The sequence below is a fragment of the Kitasatospora sp. NPDC096128 genome (assembly GCF_040303105.1).
GTDB lineage: Bacteria > Actinomycetota > Actinomycetes > Streptomycetales > Streptomycetaceae > Kitasatospora.
The window spans coordinates 185,667-200,908 of sequence record NZ_JBEOSP010000002.1; the positions used below are offsets into that span (position 1 = coordinate 185,667).

The 15,242-nt window shown below is 73.0% G+C and carries 13 protein-coding genes; 9 read left to right on the forward strand and 4 right to left on the reverse strand.

Going from position 1 to position 15,242, the window contains the following annotated elements; all coding sequences use genetic code 11:
• Nucleotides 1-14: 14 nt before the first annotated feature.
• The 4 genes from ABTY61_RS03270 to ABTY61_RS03285 form a co-directional block, all read right to left on the reverse strand.
• Nucleotides 15-1,484, reverse strand: a complete 1,470-nt coding sequence (locus ABTY61_RS03270) for a serine/threonine-protein kinase (RefSeq protein ID WP_350503196.1) — start codon at nucleotides 1,482-1,484, stop codon at nucleotides 15-17.
• 13 nt (nucleotides 1,485-1,497) lie between these two features.
• On the reverse strand, nucleotides 1,498-2,262 hold the full coding sequence (locus ABTY61_RS03275; protein WP_350503197.1) for a serine/threonine protein kinase: 765 nt from the start codon (nucleotides 2,260-2,262) through the stop codon (nucleotides 1,498-1,500).
• A gap of 224 nt (nucleotides 2,263-2,486) precedes the next feature.
• On the reverse strand, nucleotides 2,487-3,959 hold the full coding sequence (locus ABTY61_RS03280) for a DUF8189 domain-containing protein (protein ID WP_350503198.1): 1,473 nt from the start codon (nucleotides 3,957-3,959) through the stop codon (nucleotides 2,487-2,489).
• A 13-nt stretch (nucleotides 3,960-3,972) separates the two neighbouring features.
• Nucleotides 3,973-5,502: a DUF8189 domain-containing protein gene (locus ABTY61_RS03285; protein ID WP_502895201.1), complete on the reverse strand. Its 1,530-nt coding sequence runs from the start codon at nucleotides 5,500-5,502 to the stop codon at nucleotides 3,973-3,975.
• Nucleotides 5,503-5,820: 318 nt separating this feature from the next.
• On the opposite strand from ABTY61_RS03285, the gene ABTY61_RS03290 reads away from it, so the two are divergent.
• From ABTY61_RS03290 to ABTY61_RS03330, 9 genes are all read left to right on the forward strand, one after another.
• Entirely contained in the window at nucleotides 5,821-6,489 is a 669-nt protein-coding gene (locus ABTY61_RS03290) for a class I SAM-dependent methyltransferase (RefSeq protein ID WP_350503199.1), read from the forward strand.
• A gap of 71 nt (nucleotides 6,490-6,560) precedes the next feature.
• Nucleotides 6,561-7,946, forward strand: coding sequence for an MFS transporter (locus ABTY61_RS03295; protein WP_350503200.1), 1,386 nt, complete (start codon nucleotides 6,561-6,563; stop codon nucleotides 7,944-7,946).
• A gap of 147 nt (nucleotides 7,947-8,093) precedes the next feature.
• A complete protein-coding gene (locus tag ABTY61_RS03300) occupies nucleotides 8,094-8,786 on the forward strand; it encodes an aspartyl/asparaginyl beta-hydroxylase domain-containing protein (protein WP_350503201.1) in 693 nt (230 codons plus the stop codon).
• Nucleotides 8,786-9,532: an SDR family oxidoreductase gene (locus tag ABTY61_RS03305; RefSeq protein WP_350503202.1), complete on the forward strand. Its 747-nt coding sequence runs from the start codon at nucleotides 8,786-8,788 to the stop codon at nucleotides 9,530-9,532. Before ABTY61_RS03300 ends, ABTY61_RS03305 begins: the two co-directional genes overlap by 1 nt.
• 17 nt (nucleotides 9,533-9,549) lie before the next feature.
• Entirely contained in the window at nucleotides 9,550-10,557 is a 1,008-nt protein-coding gene (locus ABTY61_RS03310; protein ID WP_350503203.1) for a GNAT family N-acetyltransferase, read from the forward strand.
• A gap of 72 nt (nucleotides 10,558-10,629) precedes the next feature.
• The gene (locus tag ABTY61_RS03315) at nucleotides 10,630-12,051 is read left to right on the forward strand and encodes a helix-turn-helix domain-containing protein (protein ID WP_350503204.1); all 1,422 of its coding nucleotides are present in this window, start codon (nucleotides 10,630-10,632) and stop codon (nucleotides 12,049-12,051) included.
• Nucleotides 12,041-12,910: an isocitrate lyase/phosphoenolpyruvate mutase family protein gene (locus ABTY61_RS03320; RefSeq protein ID WP_350503205.1), complete on the forward strand. Its 870-nt coding sequence runs from the start codon at nucleotides 12,041-12,043 to the stop codon at nucleotides 12,908-12,910. The genes ABTY61_RS03315 and ABTY61_RS03320 overlap by 11 nt, the downstream gene beginning before the upstream one ends.
• Nucleotides 12,907-14,079 (forward strand): phosphonopyruvate decarboxylase, encoded by a 1,173-nt coding sequence (aepY, locus tag ABTY61_RS03325; protein WP_350503206.1) that lies wholly within the window; start codon nucleotides 12,907-12,909, stop codon nucleotides 14,077-14,079. Before ABTY61_RS03320 ends, aepY begins: the two co-directional genes overlap by 4 nt.
• Complete coding sequence (locus ABTY61_RS03330; RefSeq protein ID WP_350503207.1) at nucleotides 14,069-15,235, forward strand: iron-containing alcohol dehydrogenase; 1,167 nt, start codon at nucleotides 14,069-14,071, stop codon at nucleotides 15,233-15,235. Before aepY ends, ABTY61_RS03330 begins: the two co-directional genes overlap by 11 nt.
• Nucleotides 15,236-15,242: the final 7 nt, after the last annotated feature.

Here is a 15,242-nt window from a genome sequence, read left to right on the forward strand (position 1 = left end):
GCGAGCGGTGGCGCTCAGGGGCAGTCCGCGAGGGCCGGACGGTCCTTGGTGCGGACGGCCGGGAGCCAGGCGGTGCCGGTGCCGGTCGCGGTGCCCGTGCCGGTCGCGGTGCCGGGGAGGCGCACGCGGTACCAGAGGGTGGAGGTGCGGTCCTCCTCGTCGATGATCGGCAGGCCGGTGGCGAGTTGGCAGTCGGCGTCCAGGGTGTCGCCGTGCCAGACCCGGGTGGGGACGACGTTGTCCGCGGTGTAGGGGCGCCGCGGGTCGACGGCCAGGCCGAGGCTGCACCCGCGGTCGCGGTCGGCGCGGTCCTGGCAGCTGCGCTCGGCGTTGAAGACCCGGATCCGCCCGGGGTGCCCGGGCGGCTCGGACCGCGGCCAGAACGCCGCGGCGGAGCCGGCGGCCGCGGCGCAGGCGACCAGGGCGAGCAGGGCAGCGCGCGCCCGGGGGCGGCGCCGACGGCGCGGGCGGCGGCCGCCCTGGTGGTCGCGGATGCGGGCGAGCAGGCTCTCGGCGGTGTGCGGGGCGCGGGCGGCATGGGTGGGGGCGAGGCAGTCGGCGGCCAGCTCGCGCCAGAACGGGGGGACGTCCGGGGCCAGCCGCAGCGCGGCGCGGCCCTCGGCGTACTGCTGGGCCGCAGCGCTGCGGGCGGTGGGGGTGGCGCCGGGGAAGGGCGGGACGCCCGCGGCGAACACCTCGTGGATCACGATGCCGAGCGCCCAGATGTCCGCCGTGGTACGGATCTTGACGCCCTGCTCGCCGAGCGGCTCCTTCCACCGCTCCGGCGGGAGGTAGTCGGGGGTGCCCATCGGGGCGCAGTGGCCGTGGGTGCCGGTGAGTTCGATGGCGAGGCCGAAGTCGGAGAGGCGGACCTCGCCGTCCCGGCCGATCAGGACGTTCTCGGGCTTGAGGTCGGTGTGGACCCAGCCGGAGCGGTGCAGGTGGGCCAGGCCCTCGCAGATGCCGGCCACGATCCGGCCGCCCCGGGCCTCGTCGACGCCGGTGGCGAGCAGCTCGCGCAGGGTGCACCGGGCGCGCTCCATGACCAGGACGATCGCGCCGTCCAGCGCGGGGTGGTCGGGCGCGGTCAGGGCGAGGGTGTCGAGCAGCGGGACCAGCCGGGGGTGCGGGGCGGTGCGGGCCAACTCGACCTCGCGGCGGGCGGCTTCGGCGACGCTGCGGGCCTGGCGGGGGGCCAGCCCGGCGGTCGGCAGCACCTTGAGGGCGACCGTGTCGTCCGGTCCGGTGGTGCCGTCCGGTCCGGTGGTGCCGTCCGGTCCGTCCGTGCCGTCCGTGCCCCCCGGTCCGTCCGTGCCCTCAGGTCCGTCCCGGGTGTCGTCCGGAGCGGCCGTTTCGCTCCGGCGGGCGGCGTAGACCGTCGCCCAGCCGCCCTCGCCGATGAGCCCGGTGACGGTCCACTCGCCGACCCGGTGGCCGGGCGGCAGCAGGTCCTCGCCGTCCCCGCGGAAGGCCGGATCGTGCATGGTCGGTGCCCTCCTACCGTCCGGGCTCGGCGGCTTCGGGGCGCGGCAGGAGGGCGAGGTGCTCCTCGCGGACGATGCCGAACTTCAGCGCGAGCCCGACGACGGCCTCGCGCTTGCCGCTGCGGCGGTCCGTGCGGCCGGCGCCGTCGGGCAGGTCGATGCGGAGCTTCTCGTCGGCGAGGTAGTCCAGGTGCGAGCTGACCGCGCGCGCGGTCAGCCGCGCGCAGGCCGGGTGGTTGCGCAGCCGGGCGACCACCTGCGGGGTGGTGGGCACGGCGGCGGGGGAGAGGTCGCGCAGCCACGGTTCGCAGAGCGCGACCAGCACCAGGAAGTAGGTGGCGGTCTCGTCCAGCGAGTACGCCGTCATGGTGCGGCTCTCCCGGGAGCCGGGGCGGGCGTGCGGGTCGAGGTAGACGTGGTCGGGCGCGAACACCTGGAAGGACAGCGGGGTCTCGCGCCGCGAGGGCAGCACCACCCGGGAGAACTCGAAGGGGATCGGCGCGCCGAGCCGGCGCGGCGGCACCCGGAGGTACTCGCCGGCGCCCTCCGGGTTCTCCACCAGGTAGGCGTGGGTGTTGCTGAGGTTGCTCAACTGCCAGTGGTCGTCGGTCGCGTGGATCTCGCCGGCCAGCCGGGAGACCGTCTCGTCGCCGAGCCGGAGCTCCACCGGTGTGCCGACCGAGCCGCGCCCGAAGCGCGCCCGTTCCCCCGGACCGAGCCGCAGGGTCACCGCGTCCTCGCCGTTCCCCTCCGGCAGGTGGACGAGAATCCCGCTCACCGTTCCCCCGTCCCGCGCACCGCTGTTCCGTGTCGCATGTTCCGTGTCGCCCGCCGACCGTTGCCCCGACGGACGAACGTTACCTCTTTGAGCATGACAATAAACGGAATGGTGGTGCAGACCACGTGACGGGGCGCGGCGGGGGCGCGCGGCTGGGGGTGGACGCGCCGCACGGACCGGCAGGTCGTAGCTGCCGATCCGTGCTCTGGGGACTACCGGTGTCGTCAGTTGACGGCGGGGCCGGCGGTGGTGTTGAGCCAGGCCCAGTCGGACCAGGTGGAGAAGCCGGTCTGCCACTTGTGGTAGACGCCGGCGCTGCCGGCGCCGAAGACCTCGATCCGGCCGTCGGCGTTGGCGGCGGCGAAGATCTCGGTGCCACCGCCGCCGAAGGTGTCCCACTGGCCGTACGGGGCGTTCACGCCGGTCTGCCAGATGTGCTGCGCGGTGGTGCCGTTGATGGCGAAGGCCTCCACCCGGCCGTCGGGGGAGCGCTCACTGGTGATCCGTGCGCCGGCCGGTCCGCCGGCGGCCTCCCAGTCGGACCAGGTGGTCGGGTTGGTCTGGTACTTGTGGAAGACGCCGGTGGGTCCGGAGGCGAGGACCTCCAGCCGGCCGTCCTCGTTGTGGTCGACGGTGAGGGCGTGGCCGCCGCCGCCGAAGGTCTCCCAGGTGGACCAGGCGCCGCTGACGGCGGTCTGCCACTGGTGCTGGAAGGTGGTGGCGTTGAGGGCGAAGACCTCCAGTCGGCCGTCGGGGGCCTTGCCGAGCCGGACCTCGCTGTCGGCGGGTCCGCCGCCGGCCGATTGCCAGTCGGACCAGCCGCTGTTGGGTGCGGTCTGGTACTTGTGGAAGAGGCCGACCGGGCCGGAGGCGAAGACTTCGAGTCGGCCGTCCTGGTTGGCGCCGACGGCGAGGTCGTGGCCGCCGCCGCCGAAGGTCTCCCAGTTCGACCAGGCGCCGGAGGGCTGGAGCTGGTAGCGGTGCTGGAGGGTGCTGCCGTTGAGCGCGAAGACCTCCAGTCGGCCGTCCGCGTTCGGTCCGATCGCCAACTCGGCGCCGCCCGGGCCGCCCAGGGTCTCCCAGTCCGACCAGGCGCCGTTCACCGCGGTCTGCCAGGCATGCGAGACGCCGCCCACCCCGGCCGCGAACACCTCCAGCCGGCCGTCCGCCCCGCGCGCGGACACCACCCTGCCGGACTTCGCCGGGTACACCAGCGGCGCCGGTCCCGGGTCGTGGTGGCCGAGCCGGTCCGCGGCGGCCTGCGCCGCGTCCAGGTACCGTAGGTGGGCGCGCTCGTTGTAGGTCGACCAGGGCTGCCAGTTGGTGCCGCCGTTGGAGATGCGGTAGGCCGCGTCGGCGTTGCACTGGGCGTCGAAGGCGCAGGCGTCGCTGACCTCGGGGTGCCAGTAGTCGTTGATCTCCCACAGGCCGCGGTCGCGGGACGGCGGGGTGTTGTTCTGGACGTTGGACGCCGACGGGTTGCAGCTGGACTCGGCCATGCCGACGGCGATCGCGGTCACCAGGGCGTCGCCCCGGAAGCCCGCGTGGTAGCCGACCTCGGCGCACAGGTCGATGCCGGTGGCGGCCGGCGCGGGGGTGGCACCGGCCGTCAGGCCCGCCGTCGCCACGCCGAGCGAGACGAGGGCGGACAGCAAGGCGCGGTGCGGCGCCCGGCGGGCGCGCGGTGTGCTGGTCACGGGTGGGCCTTCCTCAGTTGACGGCGGGGCCGGCGGTGGTGTTGAGCCAGGCCCAGTCGGACCAGGTGGAGAAGCCGGTCTGCCACTTGTGGTAGACGCCGGCGCTGCTGGTGCCGAAGACCTCGATCCGGCCGTCGGCGTTGGCGGTCGCGGTGATCCCGGTGCCGGCGCCGCCGAAGGTGTCCCACTGGGTGTAGGGGGCGTTCAGGCCGGTCTGCCAGGCGTGTTGGGCGGTGCTGCCGTTGATGGCGAACACCTCGACGCGGCCGTCCGCCGTCGGCTGGCTGGTGAGTCGGGCGTCGGCCGGTCCGCCGGCGGCCTCCCAGCCGGACCAGGTGGTCGGGTTGGTCTGGTACTTGTGGAAGACGCCGGTGGGTCCGGAGGCGAAGACCTCCAGCCGGCCGTCCTCGTTGTGGTCGACGGTGAGGGCGTGGCCGCCGCTGCCGAAGGTCTCCCAGGTGGACCAGGCGCCGCTGACGGCGGTCTGCCACTGGTGCTGGAAGGTGGTGGCGTTGAGGGCGAAGACCTCCAGTCGGCCGTCGGGGGCCTTGCCGAGCCGGACCTCGCTGTCGGCGGGTCCGCCGCCGGCCGATTGCCAGTCGGACCAGCCGCTGTTGGGGGTGGTCTGGTACTTGTGGAAGAGGCCGACCGGGCCGGAGGCGAAGACTTCGAGTCGGCCGTCCTGGTTGGCGCCGACGGCGAGGTCGTGGCCGCCGCCGCCGAAGGTCTCCCAGTTCGACCAGGCGCCGGAGGGCTGGAGCTGGTAGCGGTGCTGGAGGGTGCTGCCGTTGAGCGCGAACAGCTCCAGCCGGCCGTCCAGGTCCGGTCCGATCGCCAACTCGGCGCCGCCCGGGCCGCCCAGGGTCTCCCAGTCCGACCAGGCCCCGCTGACGGCCGTCTGCCAGGCATGCGAGACGCCGCCCGCCCCGGCCGCGAACACCTCCAGCCGGCCGTCCGCCCCGCGCGCGGACACCACCCTGCCGGACTTCGCCGGGTAGACCGGCGGGGCGGGGCGGGGGCCTGTCCCCGGCCGGCAGGGCATGGTGATGCCGCGGTCCGCGAGGTAGGGGATCGGGTCGGTGCGGACGGTCGCGTTCGCATCGGCCCAGACCCGCAGGTGCAGGTGCGGGCCGCTGGCCTCGCCCTCGCTGCCCATCAGCGCGATCTGCTGACCGGCCGTCACATGGTCGCCGGTGGCCACGTCCCGTTCGCGCATGTGCCCGTACTCGGTGATGGTCCCGTCCGGGTGCAGGATGCGGATCCACTGGCCGTAGCCCTGGGCCGGTCCGGAGGCCGTCACCTCGCCGTCGCCGACCGCGTAGATCGGGCTGCCGTAGTCGTTGGCGATGTCGATGCCGTTGTGCTCAGGGGTGTAACCCTGGGAGATGTAGCCGCCGTTGGGGCAGGAGGCCGCGAACCCGGCGACGGCCGCCGGGGCGGCCCCGGCGGGGGCGGCCGGCAGCAGCAGCGAGGCCGCCGTCAGGGCCAGGGCCAGGCCCGAGGCGCGGCGGCGGAGGGAGCGGCGGGAGAGGGATTCGAACACCCTTGGGACGGTAGCCATCCGCCACCCGTCGCTGAATCCGGAACCATCCGGACTGACAGCTCCGGTCCGCGTGCTGAGACTGTCCCCTGCGGTGCCCGGTCGCGGGAATGCCTGAACAGCTGATGGCCCGTCAGCTAACAGAAGGTCAACTCCCGGTTTACGCAAGGGTGGTGGGAGATTCTGTGATATCCATTGCTCCGGTGAACTTTCCCGAGGTCAGCCCCGTTGTCGGGTGTGATCTGGATCACTCTATGCTACCGGTCGGTAGTTAGTTAGCTTTCTCTCCGTTGCATGACAAGATCAACGGGGAGTCGGCGTATGAGTATTGAGAAGCTGGTAGCGACTCAGCAGGAGTACTACGACGAGCGCGCCGTCGAATACGACGACACGTTCGTGCCCTACCAGGAAGCCGCCTCTCCTGCTCTCCTGGAGCGCCTCGCCACCGGCGAGTTGCGCGGAGACGTGCTGGAGCTCGCCCCCGGAACCGGCTACTGGACGCGCCACCTCGTGAAGCGCGTCGACAGCCTCACCGCGGTCGACGGCTCGGCGAGCATGATCGAGGTCGCGCGCGCCAAGGGGCTCGGCGACGTCGAGTTCATCCAGTCCGACCTCTTCGAATGGCAGCCCCACCGCCAGTTCGACGGAGTCTTCTTCGCGCACTGGCTGGCGCACGTCCCGCTGGAGTACTTCGAAGACTTCTGGGCGCGGGTCGCCAAGGCGCTCAAGCCCGGCGGCGTCGTCGAGTTCGTCGACGTGACCCCGCTGGAGCGCATCGGCGAGGCGGAGGACCAGGAGGACCCGGAGCACGCCGTCGTCCGCTCGCTCGCCGACGGCCGCGAGTTCCGCATCGTGAAGATCTTCTTCGAGCCCGCCGAGCTGGAGCGCCGCCTGACTGCTCTCGGCTGGGAGTGCACGGTCGAGGAGGCCGCCCCCGGCTTCTTCTACGGCCGGGCCCGCCGCGCCGGCGAGACCGAAAGCGCGGAGTAACAGGCTTCATGGAGGCCACCCGAGCCACCGCCCCGGCGTCGTCGGACACTCCGCCGGGATGGCGGGAGAGGATGCGCACGCCGGGCTTCGCCCTGCTGGCGATCTGCTTCACCCAGGCGCTCGTCCTGCTGGACACCACCGTCGTCAACATCGCCTTCCACACCATCGAGCAGGGCCTGGACGCCTCGCTCGACCAGATCCTGTGGGTGACGAACAGTTACCTGCTCACCTACGCCGTCCTGTTGGTCCTCGGCGGGCGGCTGGGCGATCTGTTCGGAACGCGACGGGTGCTGCTGATCGGCCTGGTCGTCTTCACCGTCACCTCGGCGGCCTGCGGACTGGCCCGGACGCCGGGTCAACTCATCCTGGGCCGGGGCCTCCAGGGCATCGGTGCGGCGCTGCTCGCCGCGCAGGCGATGGCCGTGATCACCCGGGTGTTCCCGGCCGAGCAGCGAGGCCGGGCGATGGGGACGTGGGGCGCCTTCGCGGGCCTGGCGACCGCCGTCGGGCCGACGGTCGGCGGGCTGCTGGCCGACACGCTCGGCTGGCGCGCCATCTTCGTGATCAACGTCCCGGTGGGTGTCGTCGGCTTCGCCCTGGTGATGCTGAGCGTTCCGCCGCTGCGGGGCGAAGGCCGGTCCCGGCTGGACCTGTTGGGCTCCGTCGTGCTGGCCGTCGCGATCTTCCTGCTGGTCTACCCGCTGGTCGAGGGGGAGCGGCACCACTGGGGCACGCTGTGGGGACCGGTCACGGTGCCCGGCTGCCTGGCGGCGGGGCTGGTGGTGCTCGGCGCCTTCGTGCTGGTGCAGCGCCGGCGGCAGGGGCGGGATCCGCTGATCCCGTTCGGGTTGGTCCGCAACCGGAACTTCGCGCTGCTGTCGCTGGTGATCGGCGCCATCCCCGGCGCGGTGGCCGCCGTGCTGCTGCTCGTTCCGCTCTACCTCCAGACGGTGCGGCACTGGTCGCCGTTCGGCGCCGGACTGGTGCTCGCGGTGCCGCCGCTGATCTCGGTGGCGGTGGCCCGGCGTTCCGGTCGGCTGGTGGACGCGGTCGGCGGCAAGACCGTGCTGATCGTCGGTCTGCTGCTGTTCGCGGTGGGCGTGGCCGGACAGGTGCCGGCACTGTCGGAGCACTCCTCGTGGCTCCTGCTGCTGCCCGGCCTGGCCGTCATGGGTGTCGGCATGGGGGTGTGCTTCGCCCCCTCGGTCGCGGTCGCGATGCAGGACGTCCCGTCGGAGCTGGCCGGGGTGGCGTCCGGAGTGTTCAACACCACCCGGCTGTGCGGCAGCCTGCTGTGCACCGCGCTGACGGGTGCGCTCTTCCAAGTCGGTCTGGCCCGGGGCGACTTCTCCGGTGCGGTCAGGACCACCTACCTGATCCCCGTCCTCGCGCTGCTGGCCGGAGCCCTGCTGTCGGGCGGGCTCCGCCGCGCCCCGGCCGGGACCGCCGGGTCCTGACACCGCCGGGTCCCGACACCGCCGGCCCCTGAGACCGCCGGCCCCTGAGACCGCCGGCCCCTGAGGCCGGTCGGTCACGCAGAATTCCCTTCCTCTTCGCCTATCGCGCGTTCCTGAAGACGGCGACGCGCTGTTGGAGGCAGCAAAATGGCCAAGTCGATCAGTGTTGACCACGCTCTCGTCAGAAAAGCCGCCAACAAGTACTTCCTGCGGTCCTACGGCGGTGACCGCCGCCCGCGCTTCACCTCGCCCTACCCGCTGTTCCCGGCGGTCCGCGAGCTGGAGGCCAAGTTCCCTCAACTCCAGGCCGAGGTCGAGGAGTTGCTGAAGCAGCGCGAGCTCGGACGGTACGAGGACATCGACCCCGTGCGCGCCGCCCAGATCTCCAAGGACTGGCGGCTCTACTACGCCTACGTGCTGGGCGTTCCCAACGAGGCCGCCCGGAAGGACACTCCGACCCTCCTGGAGTTCGCGGAGAAGACCCCCGGCGTGGTGAGCGCGATGGTCTCGGTGCTCGAACCGGGCGTCAACCTCGACGCGCACGCCGGACCGTACGCCGGGATCCTCCGCTACCACCTCTGCATCAGCACCCCGGAGAAGAACCCGCCGCGGATCCGGGTGGACCAGGAGTACTACACCTGGAAGGCGGGCGAGAGCATCGTCCTCGACGACACCTTCGAGCACGAGGTGCGCAACGAGGCCGACGAGCCCCGGGTCGTCATCATCATCGACTTCCGCCGCCCGCTGGGTCCGCTGGCCGACAGCGCCAACCGCTGGTTCCTGCGCACCAAGCGCAAGGCGTCCAGCAAGATGATCCAGCTCTCGAACGGGGACTACTGATGCCCGGAACCCTCATCGTCACCGGCGCGGCCCGGGGCATCGGCGCCGCGACGGCGCGCCTGGCCGGGCAGCGCGGCTACCGCGTCTGCGTGAACTACCTGCACAACGAGGCGGCCGCCGAGGCGGTGGTCCGGGAGATCACCCAGGCCGGCGGGACGGCCCTCGCGGTCCGGGCGGACGTCTCCCGCGAGGCCGAGGTGGAGCGGCTGTTCGCCACCGCGGACGCCGAACTCGGCCCGCTCACCGGGCTGGTGAACAACGTGGGCGTGGCCGAGAAGAAGTCCCGGATCGAGGACCTGGACGAGGAGCGGCTGCACCGCGTCCTGACCACCAACGTGGTCAGCGCCTTCCTCTGCGCCAAGCACGCGGTCCGCCGGATGTCCTCCCGGTACGGCGGCCAGGGCGGCGCGATCGTCAACGTCTCCTCGGCCGCCGCCCGCCTCGGCTCGGCGAACGAGTACGTGGACTACGCGGCCTCCAAGGGCGCGATGGACACGCTGACGACCGGCCTGTCGCTGGAGGTCGCCGCCGAGGGGATCCGGGTCAACTCGGTGCGCCCCGGCTTCATCCGCACCGACTTCCACGCCACCGCGGGCGATCCGGACCGGGTCGACCGGCTGCAGGGCAACCTGCCGATGCAGCGCGGCGGGGACCCGGAGGAGGTGGCCGAGGCGATCCTGTGGCTGCTCTCGGACCAGGCGTCCTTCGTCACGGGGTCGTTCACCGAGCTGGCGGGCGGCAAGTGAGCCGGCCCGGCGGCGACGTGCTGCAAGCGAACACCACCGTCGAGGTGCTCCGGTCCGTCGAGAGCATCGGCCGGGCCGACTGGGAGCGGCTGGCGGTGGCGGACAACGTCTTCTACGGCTACGACTTCCTGTGCTCGATCGAGCGCGACCCGCTGACCCGGCCGGCCACCCCGTACTACCTGCTGGCCCGGGACCGGTCGGGTGCGCCGTCCGCCGCACTGGTGCTCTCCCTCCAGGAGACGGTCGACCCCTTCGCCACCGACCCCGACGCCGGTGTCACCCGGATGCTGGTCGGCCATATCTGGCACTGCTACGACACGACGGTGCCCTCGGCCGGCACCCTCGAATCGGAGACGGTCGCCGCGCTCTGCGCGACGATGGGAACAGTAGCCGGGGAACTCGACGTCGCCACCTACGGTTTGGTGAACATCCCGTGGCAGGGAGACCTCGCCGGGCTGCTGGCCGAGGCCGGGCTGCCGGGCCAGGAGACGACGCCGCGCTACCGCCTGCCCATCCCGCCGGAGGGCCTGACCCTCGACGACCACCTGGCCACCATCGGCCGGGCCTCGCGCCGCTCGCTGCGGCAGTACATGCGCCGGGCCGAGCGGGCCGGCGCACGGATCACCTTCGAGGAGGGCGCCACCGTCCTCGACGACGCGGCGCTGGCGCTCTGCACGGCGACCGCCGACAAGCACGCCCCGGGCTACTACCCGCCGGAGGAACTGTCCGCCCTGATCCGGGCGTTGGGCCCGGACTGCCGGATCCTGCGGATCGAGCTGGACGGCGTGCTGCAGGCGGTGTCGATCTGCCTGCTGGACGAGCAGCGGGCGCACTTCTGGGCGGGCGGCTGCCTGTACCCGGAGGAGCTCAACTGGAGCCCGCAGTACGTACTGTTCGGCGCCGAGCTGGAGTACGGCATGGCCAGCGGGAAGCCGGTCGTGGAGTTCGGCCGGCGCAACGACGAGTTCAAGCGGCGCTACGGCCTGCACCCACAGCGCCTGGGCCGGTTCATGGTCTCGCGCTAGACCCATCGATATCAGGGGGAAGTCTTGGACGGCTCTCTACCGGAGAGTGACTATTCGCTGCGGTCCGCACGGTTGCTGCGGTCCGCGGCCAACGATCTGAAGCGGGACGACGCCTCGGCCGAGCAGGACCTCGGCCTGCCGCCCGGCGCCTTCGCCGAGCTCACCTCGGGACGCCGACCGGTCGACTGGGACCTGGTCGGCAAGGCGGCCGCCGTCTGGCCGCTCAACGAACGCGATCTGCTGCCGATCCACGACGACTGTCCGGACGGCGTGCGGATCCACCGGCTGGCCGACTCCGTCGCCAGCGGACGGACCATCAACCGGGGCGGCAGCCCGTACTACGAGTACCGCGACACCGCGATGTCCCGGGTGGCCTCGTACCGGCCGGAGTGGATCAGCATGCTCCGGGTGGTCGAGGACAGCGACCCGGACAACCCGGCGGTGGAGTGGAACCGGGGCCACCTGCTGTACCAGTTCACCTACTTCGTCGGCCCGGTGAACTACTACTACCGCTGGGAGGGCGTCTCCCACTGCGTCGAGATGAACACCGGCGACTCGGTGTGGGGCCTGCCCTTCGCACCGCACTCCTTCACCTCGCGCTCCAGCACCGAGCCCGCCTACATCCTGGCCCTCACCTACGGCGGCGACCTGCTGGGCGACGCCCAGCGGGAGCTGTCGGTGCTCGGCGCCGGGGCGGCCCGGGCCCTGGCCCTGCCCGCCGAACAGGCCGCGCTGCTGCGCTCGTTCGCCCAGGCGCGGCTGCTCTCCGGCGAGGAGCTCGCCCGCCGGGCGAAGCTGCCCGCACCGTACGTGGCGCAGCTGCTCTCGGGCGAGGCCTCCGCCACCTCCGACGAGACCGCCGCCCTGGCCGAGGCGCTCGGGGTGGCCGTCCGCGAGCTCCTGCCGACCCGGATCGACACCGAGGCGGGGGTGCACCTCGCGCACCGCTCCGGGGCGCGGTCCTGGGAGCTGCCGGAGCAGGGCCGGGCAGCCTACCGGGTGACCCAGCTGGCCGGCGACCCGGCGCACCCGCACACCACGGCCCTGGAGGTCGACGTCCTCCCGGGCGCCGACGCCTCGGACGGCTGGCTGACCACCTACCAGCACCAGTACGTCTACGTCCTCGACGGGGCCCCGGTGGAGCTCCACTGGGAGCACCGGGGGGAGCGCCGCACCGACCGGCTGGAGCCCGGTGACTCCGCCTACGTCCTGCCGGGGACGCGGCTGGCCTTCGCCGCCGTGGACGGCGCGGGCGCCGCCCAGGACGGCCGCACCGCCCGGGTGCTGCTGCTCCGCGTGGGCGGCGCCACCACCACGGACGTGCGGTTCGCCCTCGCCACCATCCCGGGTGACGGCATCGAGCGGTACCTCGACGAGGACCGGCTCTGGTTCACCTCCGACGCGGCGCCGTCCGACGCAGCACGGCCCGCCGCAGTACAGACCGATGCACCGCAGTACGACTCAACGGATCAGGAGTCCGCACGTGAGCACTGAGCGATCGAGCAAGTCCAGCCGGCTACGGGCCCTGCTGGCGGAGGACACCATCGTCCGGGCCATGGGCGCCCACAACGGCCTCACCGCCCGGCTGGCCGAGCGGGCCGGCTTCGAGGCGATCTGGGCCTCCGGGCTGGAGATCTCCGCCAGCTACGCGCTGCCGGACCAGAGCCTGCTGAGCATGACCCAGTTCCTGGACGCCGCCGAGGCGATGGACGCGGCCACCACCGTCCCGGTCATCGCCGACTGCGACACCGGCTTCGGCGGACCGCTCAACGTGGCCCACGCGGTGGCCAACTACGAGCGGCGCGGGATCGCCGGCATCTGCATCGAGGACAAGATCTTCCCGAAGATCAACAGCTTCGCGGCGGCCTCCCAGGACCTGATCCCGGCCGTGGACTTCGCCGAGAAGATCGAGGCCGGGAAGAGCGCCCAGGTCTCCGAGGACTTCGTGCTGATCGCGCGGACCGAGGCGCTGGTCGCGGGCCAGGACGTGGCGGAGGCGCTGGACCGGGCCCGTACGTACGCCAAGGCCGGTGCCGACGCCGTCCTGATCCACAGCAAGAGCCGCCAGCCCCGGGAGATCCTGGAGTTCGCCTCCCAGTGGGACCTCGACACCCCGCTGGTCGCCGTGCCGACCACGTACAACGGCATCCACGAGTCCGAGCTGCGCGCGGCCGGCTTCAGCGTGGTCATCTACGCGAACCAGGGCCTGCGCGGGGCCATCCGGGGGATCAAGGCCACCCTGTCCGAACTCGCCAGCAGCGGGCGCGGCAAGGCCGTCGAGGAGCAGATCTCGACGATGAGCGAGGTCTTCGAACTCCAGGGCATGACAGCCAAGTTCGAGAGCACCATATGAGCGGGTACGTATCCGCGGCCGGGCTGCTCGACGGGCTGAGGACGCTCGGCACCCAGCTGGTCACCGGCGTCCCGTGCTCCTTCTTCGGCGGCCCGATCCGGCTGCTGGAGGAGGGGCGGGCCGGGGGACTGCGCTACGTCCCGGCGGTGAACGAGGGTTCGGCCCTGGCGATCGCCGCGGGGTCCCAGCTCGGCGGCGAGCCGGCCGTGGTGCTCACCCAGAACTCCGGGTTCGGCAACCTGATCAACCCGCTCACCTCGCTGGTGCTGCCCTACAAGCTCCCGGTGCTGGTGATGATGAGCCTGCGCGGCTGGCCGGCCGCGGGGGCCGGCGAGCAGCAGCACCACTGGATGGGGCAGGTCTCCCACCCGTGGCTGAGCTCCCTGGAGATTCCGCACTGGACGCTGGACGGGCAGGTGCCCTTCGACCAGGTGCTGTCCGAGGCGGGCGACGCGCTCAAGGCGCGCCGCCCGGCCTTCCTCCTGGTGCCCAAGGGCGCCATCGGCGGCGTCCCGGGCGTGACCGAGCACGGCCGCGCCGCCGGGCCGGACCGCGCCGACCTGGTGTCCGCGGTGCTGGCCGAGGTGACGGACGAGCACCTGCTGGCCACCACCGGCTTCCTGTCCCGCGAGCTGTTCAACCAGGGCGACCGGCCGGGCAACTTCTACATGCAGGGTTCGATGGGCCACGTCGGCAGCGTCACGCTGGGCGCGGCGATGGCCCGGCCCGAGCGCCGGTTCGTGGTCCTGGACGGCGACGGCGCGGCGCTGATGCACATGGGCGCGATGGCCACCCTGGGCCACTACCGGCCGGAGAACCTGCGGCACGTCGTCTTCGACAACGGCAGCTACGAGTCGACCGGCACCCAGCTGACCGCCGCGGGCCGCACCGACTTCGCGGCCGTCGCGCTGGCCTGCGGCTACCGCACGGCGGTGACGGTCGACTCGGTCGCCGAGCTGCGCCCGGCGCTGCGCCGGCTGCTGGACGAGCCCGGTCCCGCGCTGCTGGCGGTGCGCGGGGTGCCCGGCGCGGCGGCGGGCGGACGGGCCTCGGAGAAGGTCTCCCCGGACGAGATCGCCGACCGCTTCGCCCACGGGCTGGTGGCGGGCGCGCGTCCGGTGGGCGACGGAGGCGACGGGGGCGGCGCCGGGGAAACCCATGCTGTCTGAACTGGTACGACTGCCGGGCCACCCGTCCGCGCACTTCGGCCAGGGTGCGGCCGGCCGGCTGCCGGAGGTCCTGGAGGCCCTGGCGGCCTCCAGGGTCCTGGTGGTCGGCGGCCGCGGCTCCTTCGGACTGTCCGGCGCCGCCGAGCTGGTGCGGGGCCTGGAACGGGACCACCGGATCCGCTGCTTCATCGGCTCCGGGCCGAACCCGACCCTGGAGACGGTCGAGGAAGGGCTGGCCGTCGCCCGGGAGTTCGCCCCGGACGTGGTGGTCGGCGTGGGCGGCGGCAGCAGCATGGACCTCGCCAAGGCGGTCGCCGTGCTCGCCCGCCAGCCACGCCGCCCGCTCGACTACCTGCGCGACCCGGAGCTGCTGGAGCCCGACCGGCTCGGGCTGGTCCTGCTGCCGACCACCAGCGGCTCCGGCAGCGAGCTGACCAGGTTCGCGACCATCTACGTCGACGGCCGCAAGCACTCGCTGGACTCGGAACTCTCCCGGGCCGACGCCGTCCTGGTCGACCCGCGCCTCACCGAGAGCGTCCCGCTGCGGGTCGGGGCGGCGGCCGGGGCGGACGCGCTCTGCCAGGCGGTCGAGTCCTGCTGGGCGGTCAGCGCCACGCCCGAGTCCCTCGGGTACGCCCGGCAGGCGGTCGGCTCGCTGGTGCCCGCGCTGGACCGGCTGGTCGGCGGCACCCCGCCGTACGACCGCGAGGTGTACGAGGGGCTGGCCCTGGGCGCGGCGCTCTCGGGCGCGGCGATCAACCTCACCCGGACCACCGCCGGCCACGCGCTCTCCTACGGGCTGACGGCCCGCGCCGGCATCCCGCACGGGCTGGCCGTCGCCCTCCACATGCGCTGGCTGATCGGCCACAACTCGGCCGCCGGCGAGGGCGACTGTCTGCACCCGGACGGACCGGCCGTGCTGCGCGGCCTGATCGACGACCTCCAGTCGATGTGCGCCCGGAGCACCGGCGACTCGCTGGAGGGGCTGCTCGGCCGGCTCCTGGAGCGCGGCGGCAGCCCGTCCCGGCTGGCCGGGCTTGGGCTCGACGCCGAGGACTGGGCGGCGGACTGGCAGCAGGCGCTCGGCACCGTCCGAGGTGGCAACAACCCGCGCGCAGTGACGCCGGACGACGTACGCAAAGCACTGGAAGAGTAGGAGTTCG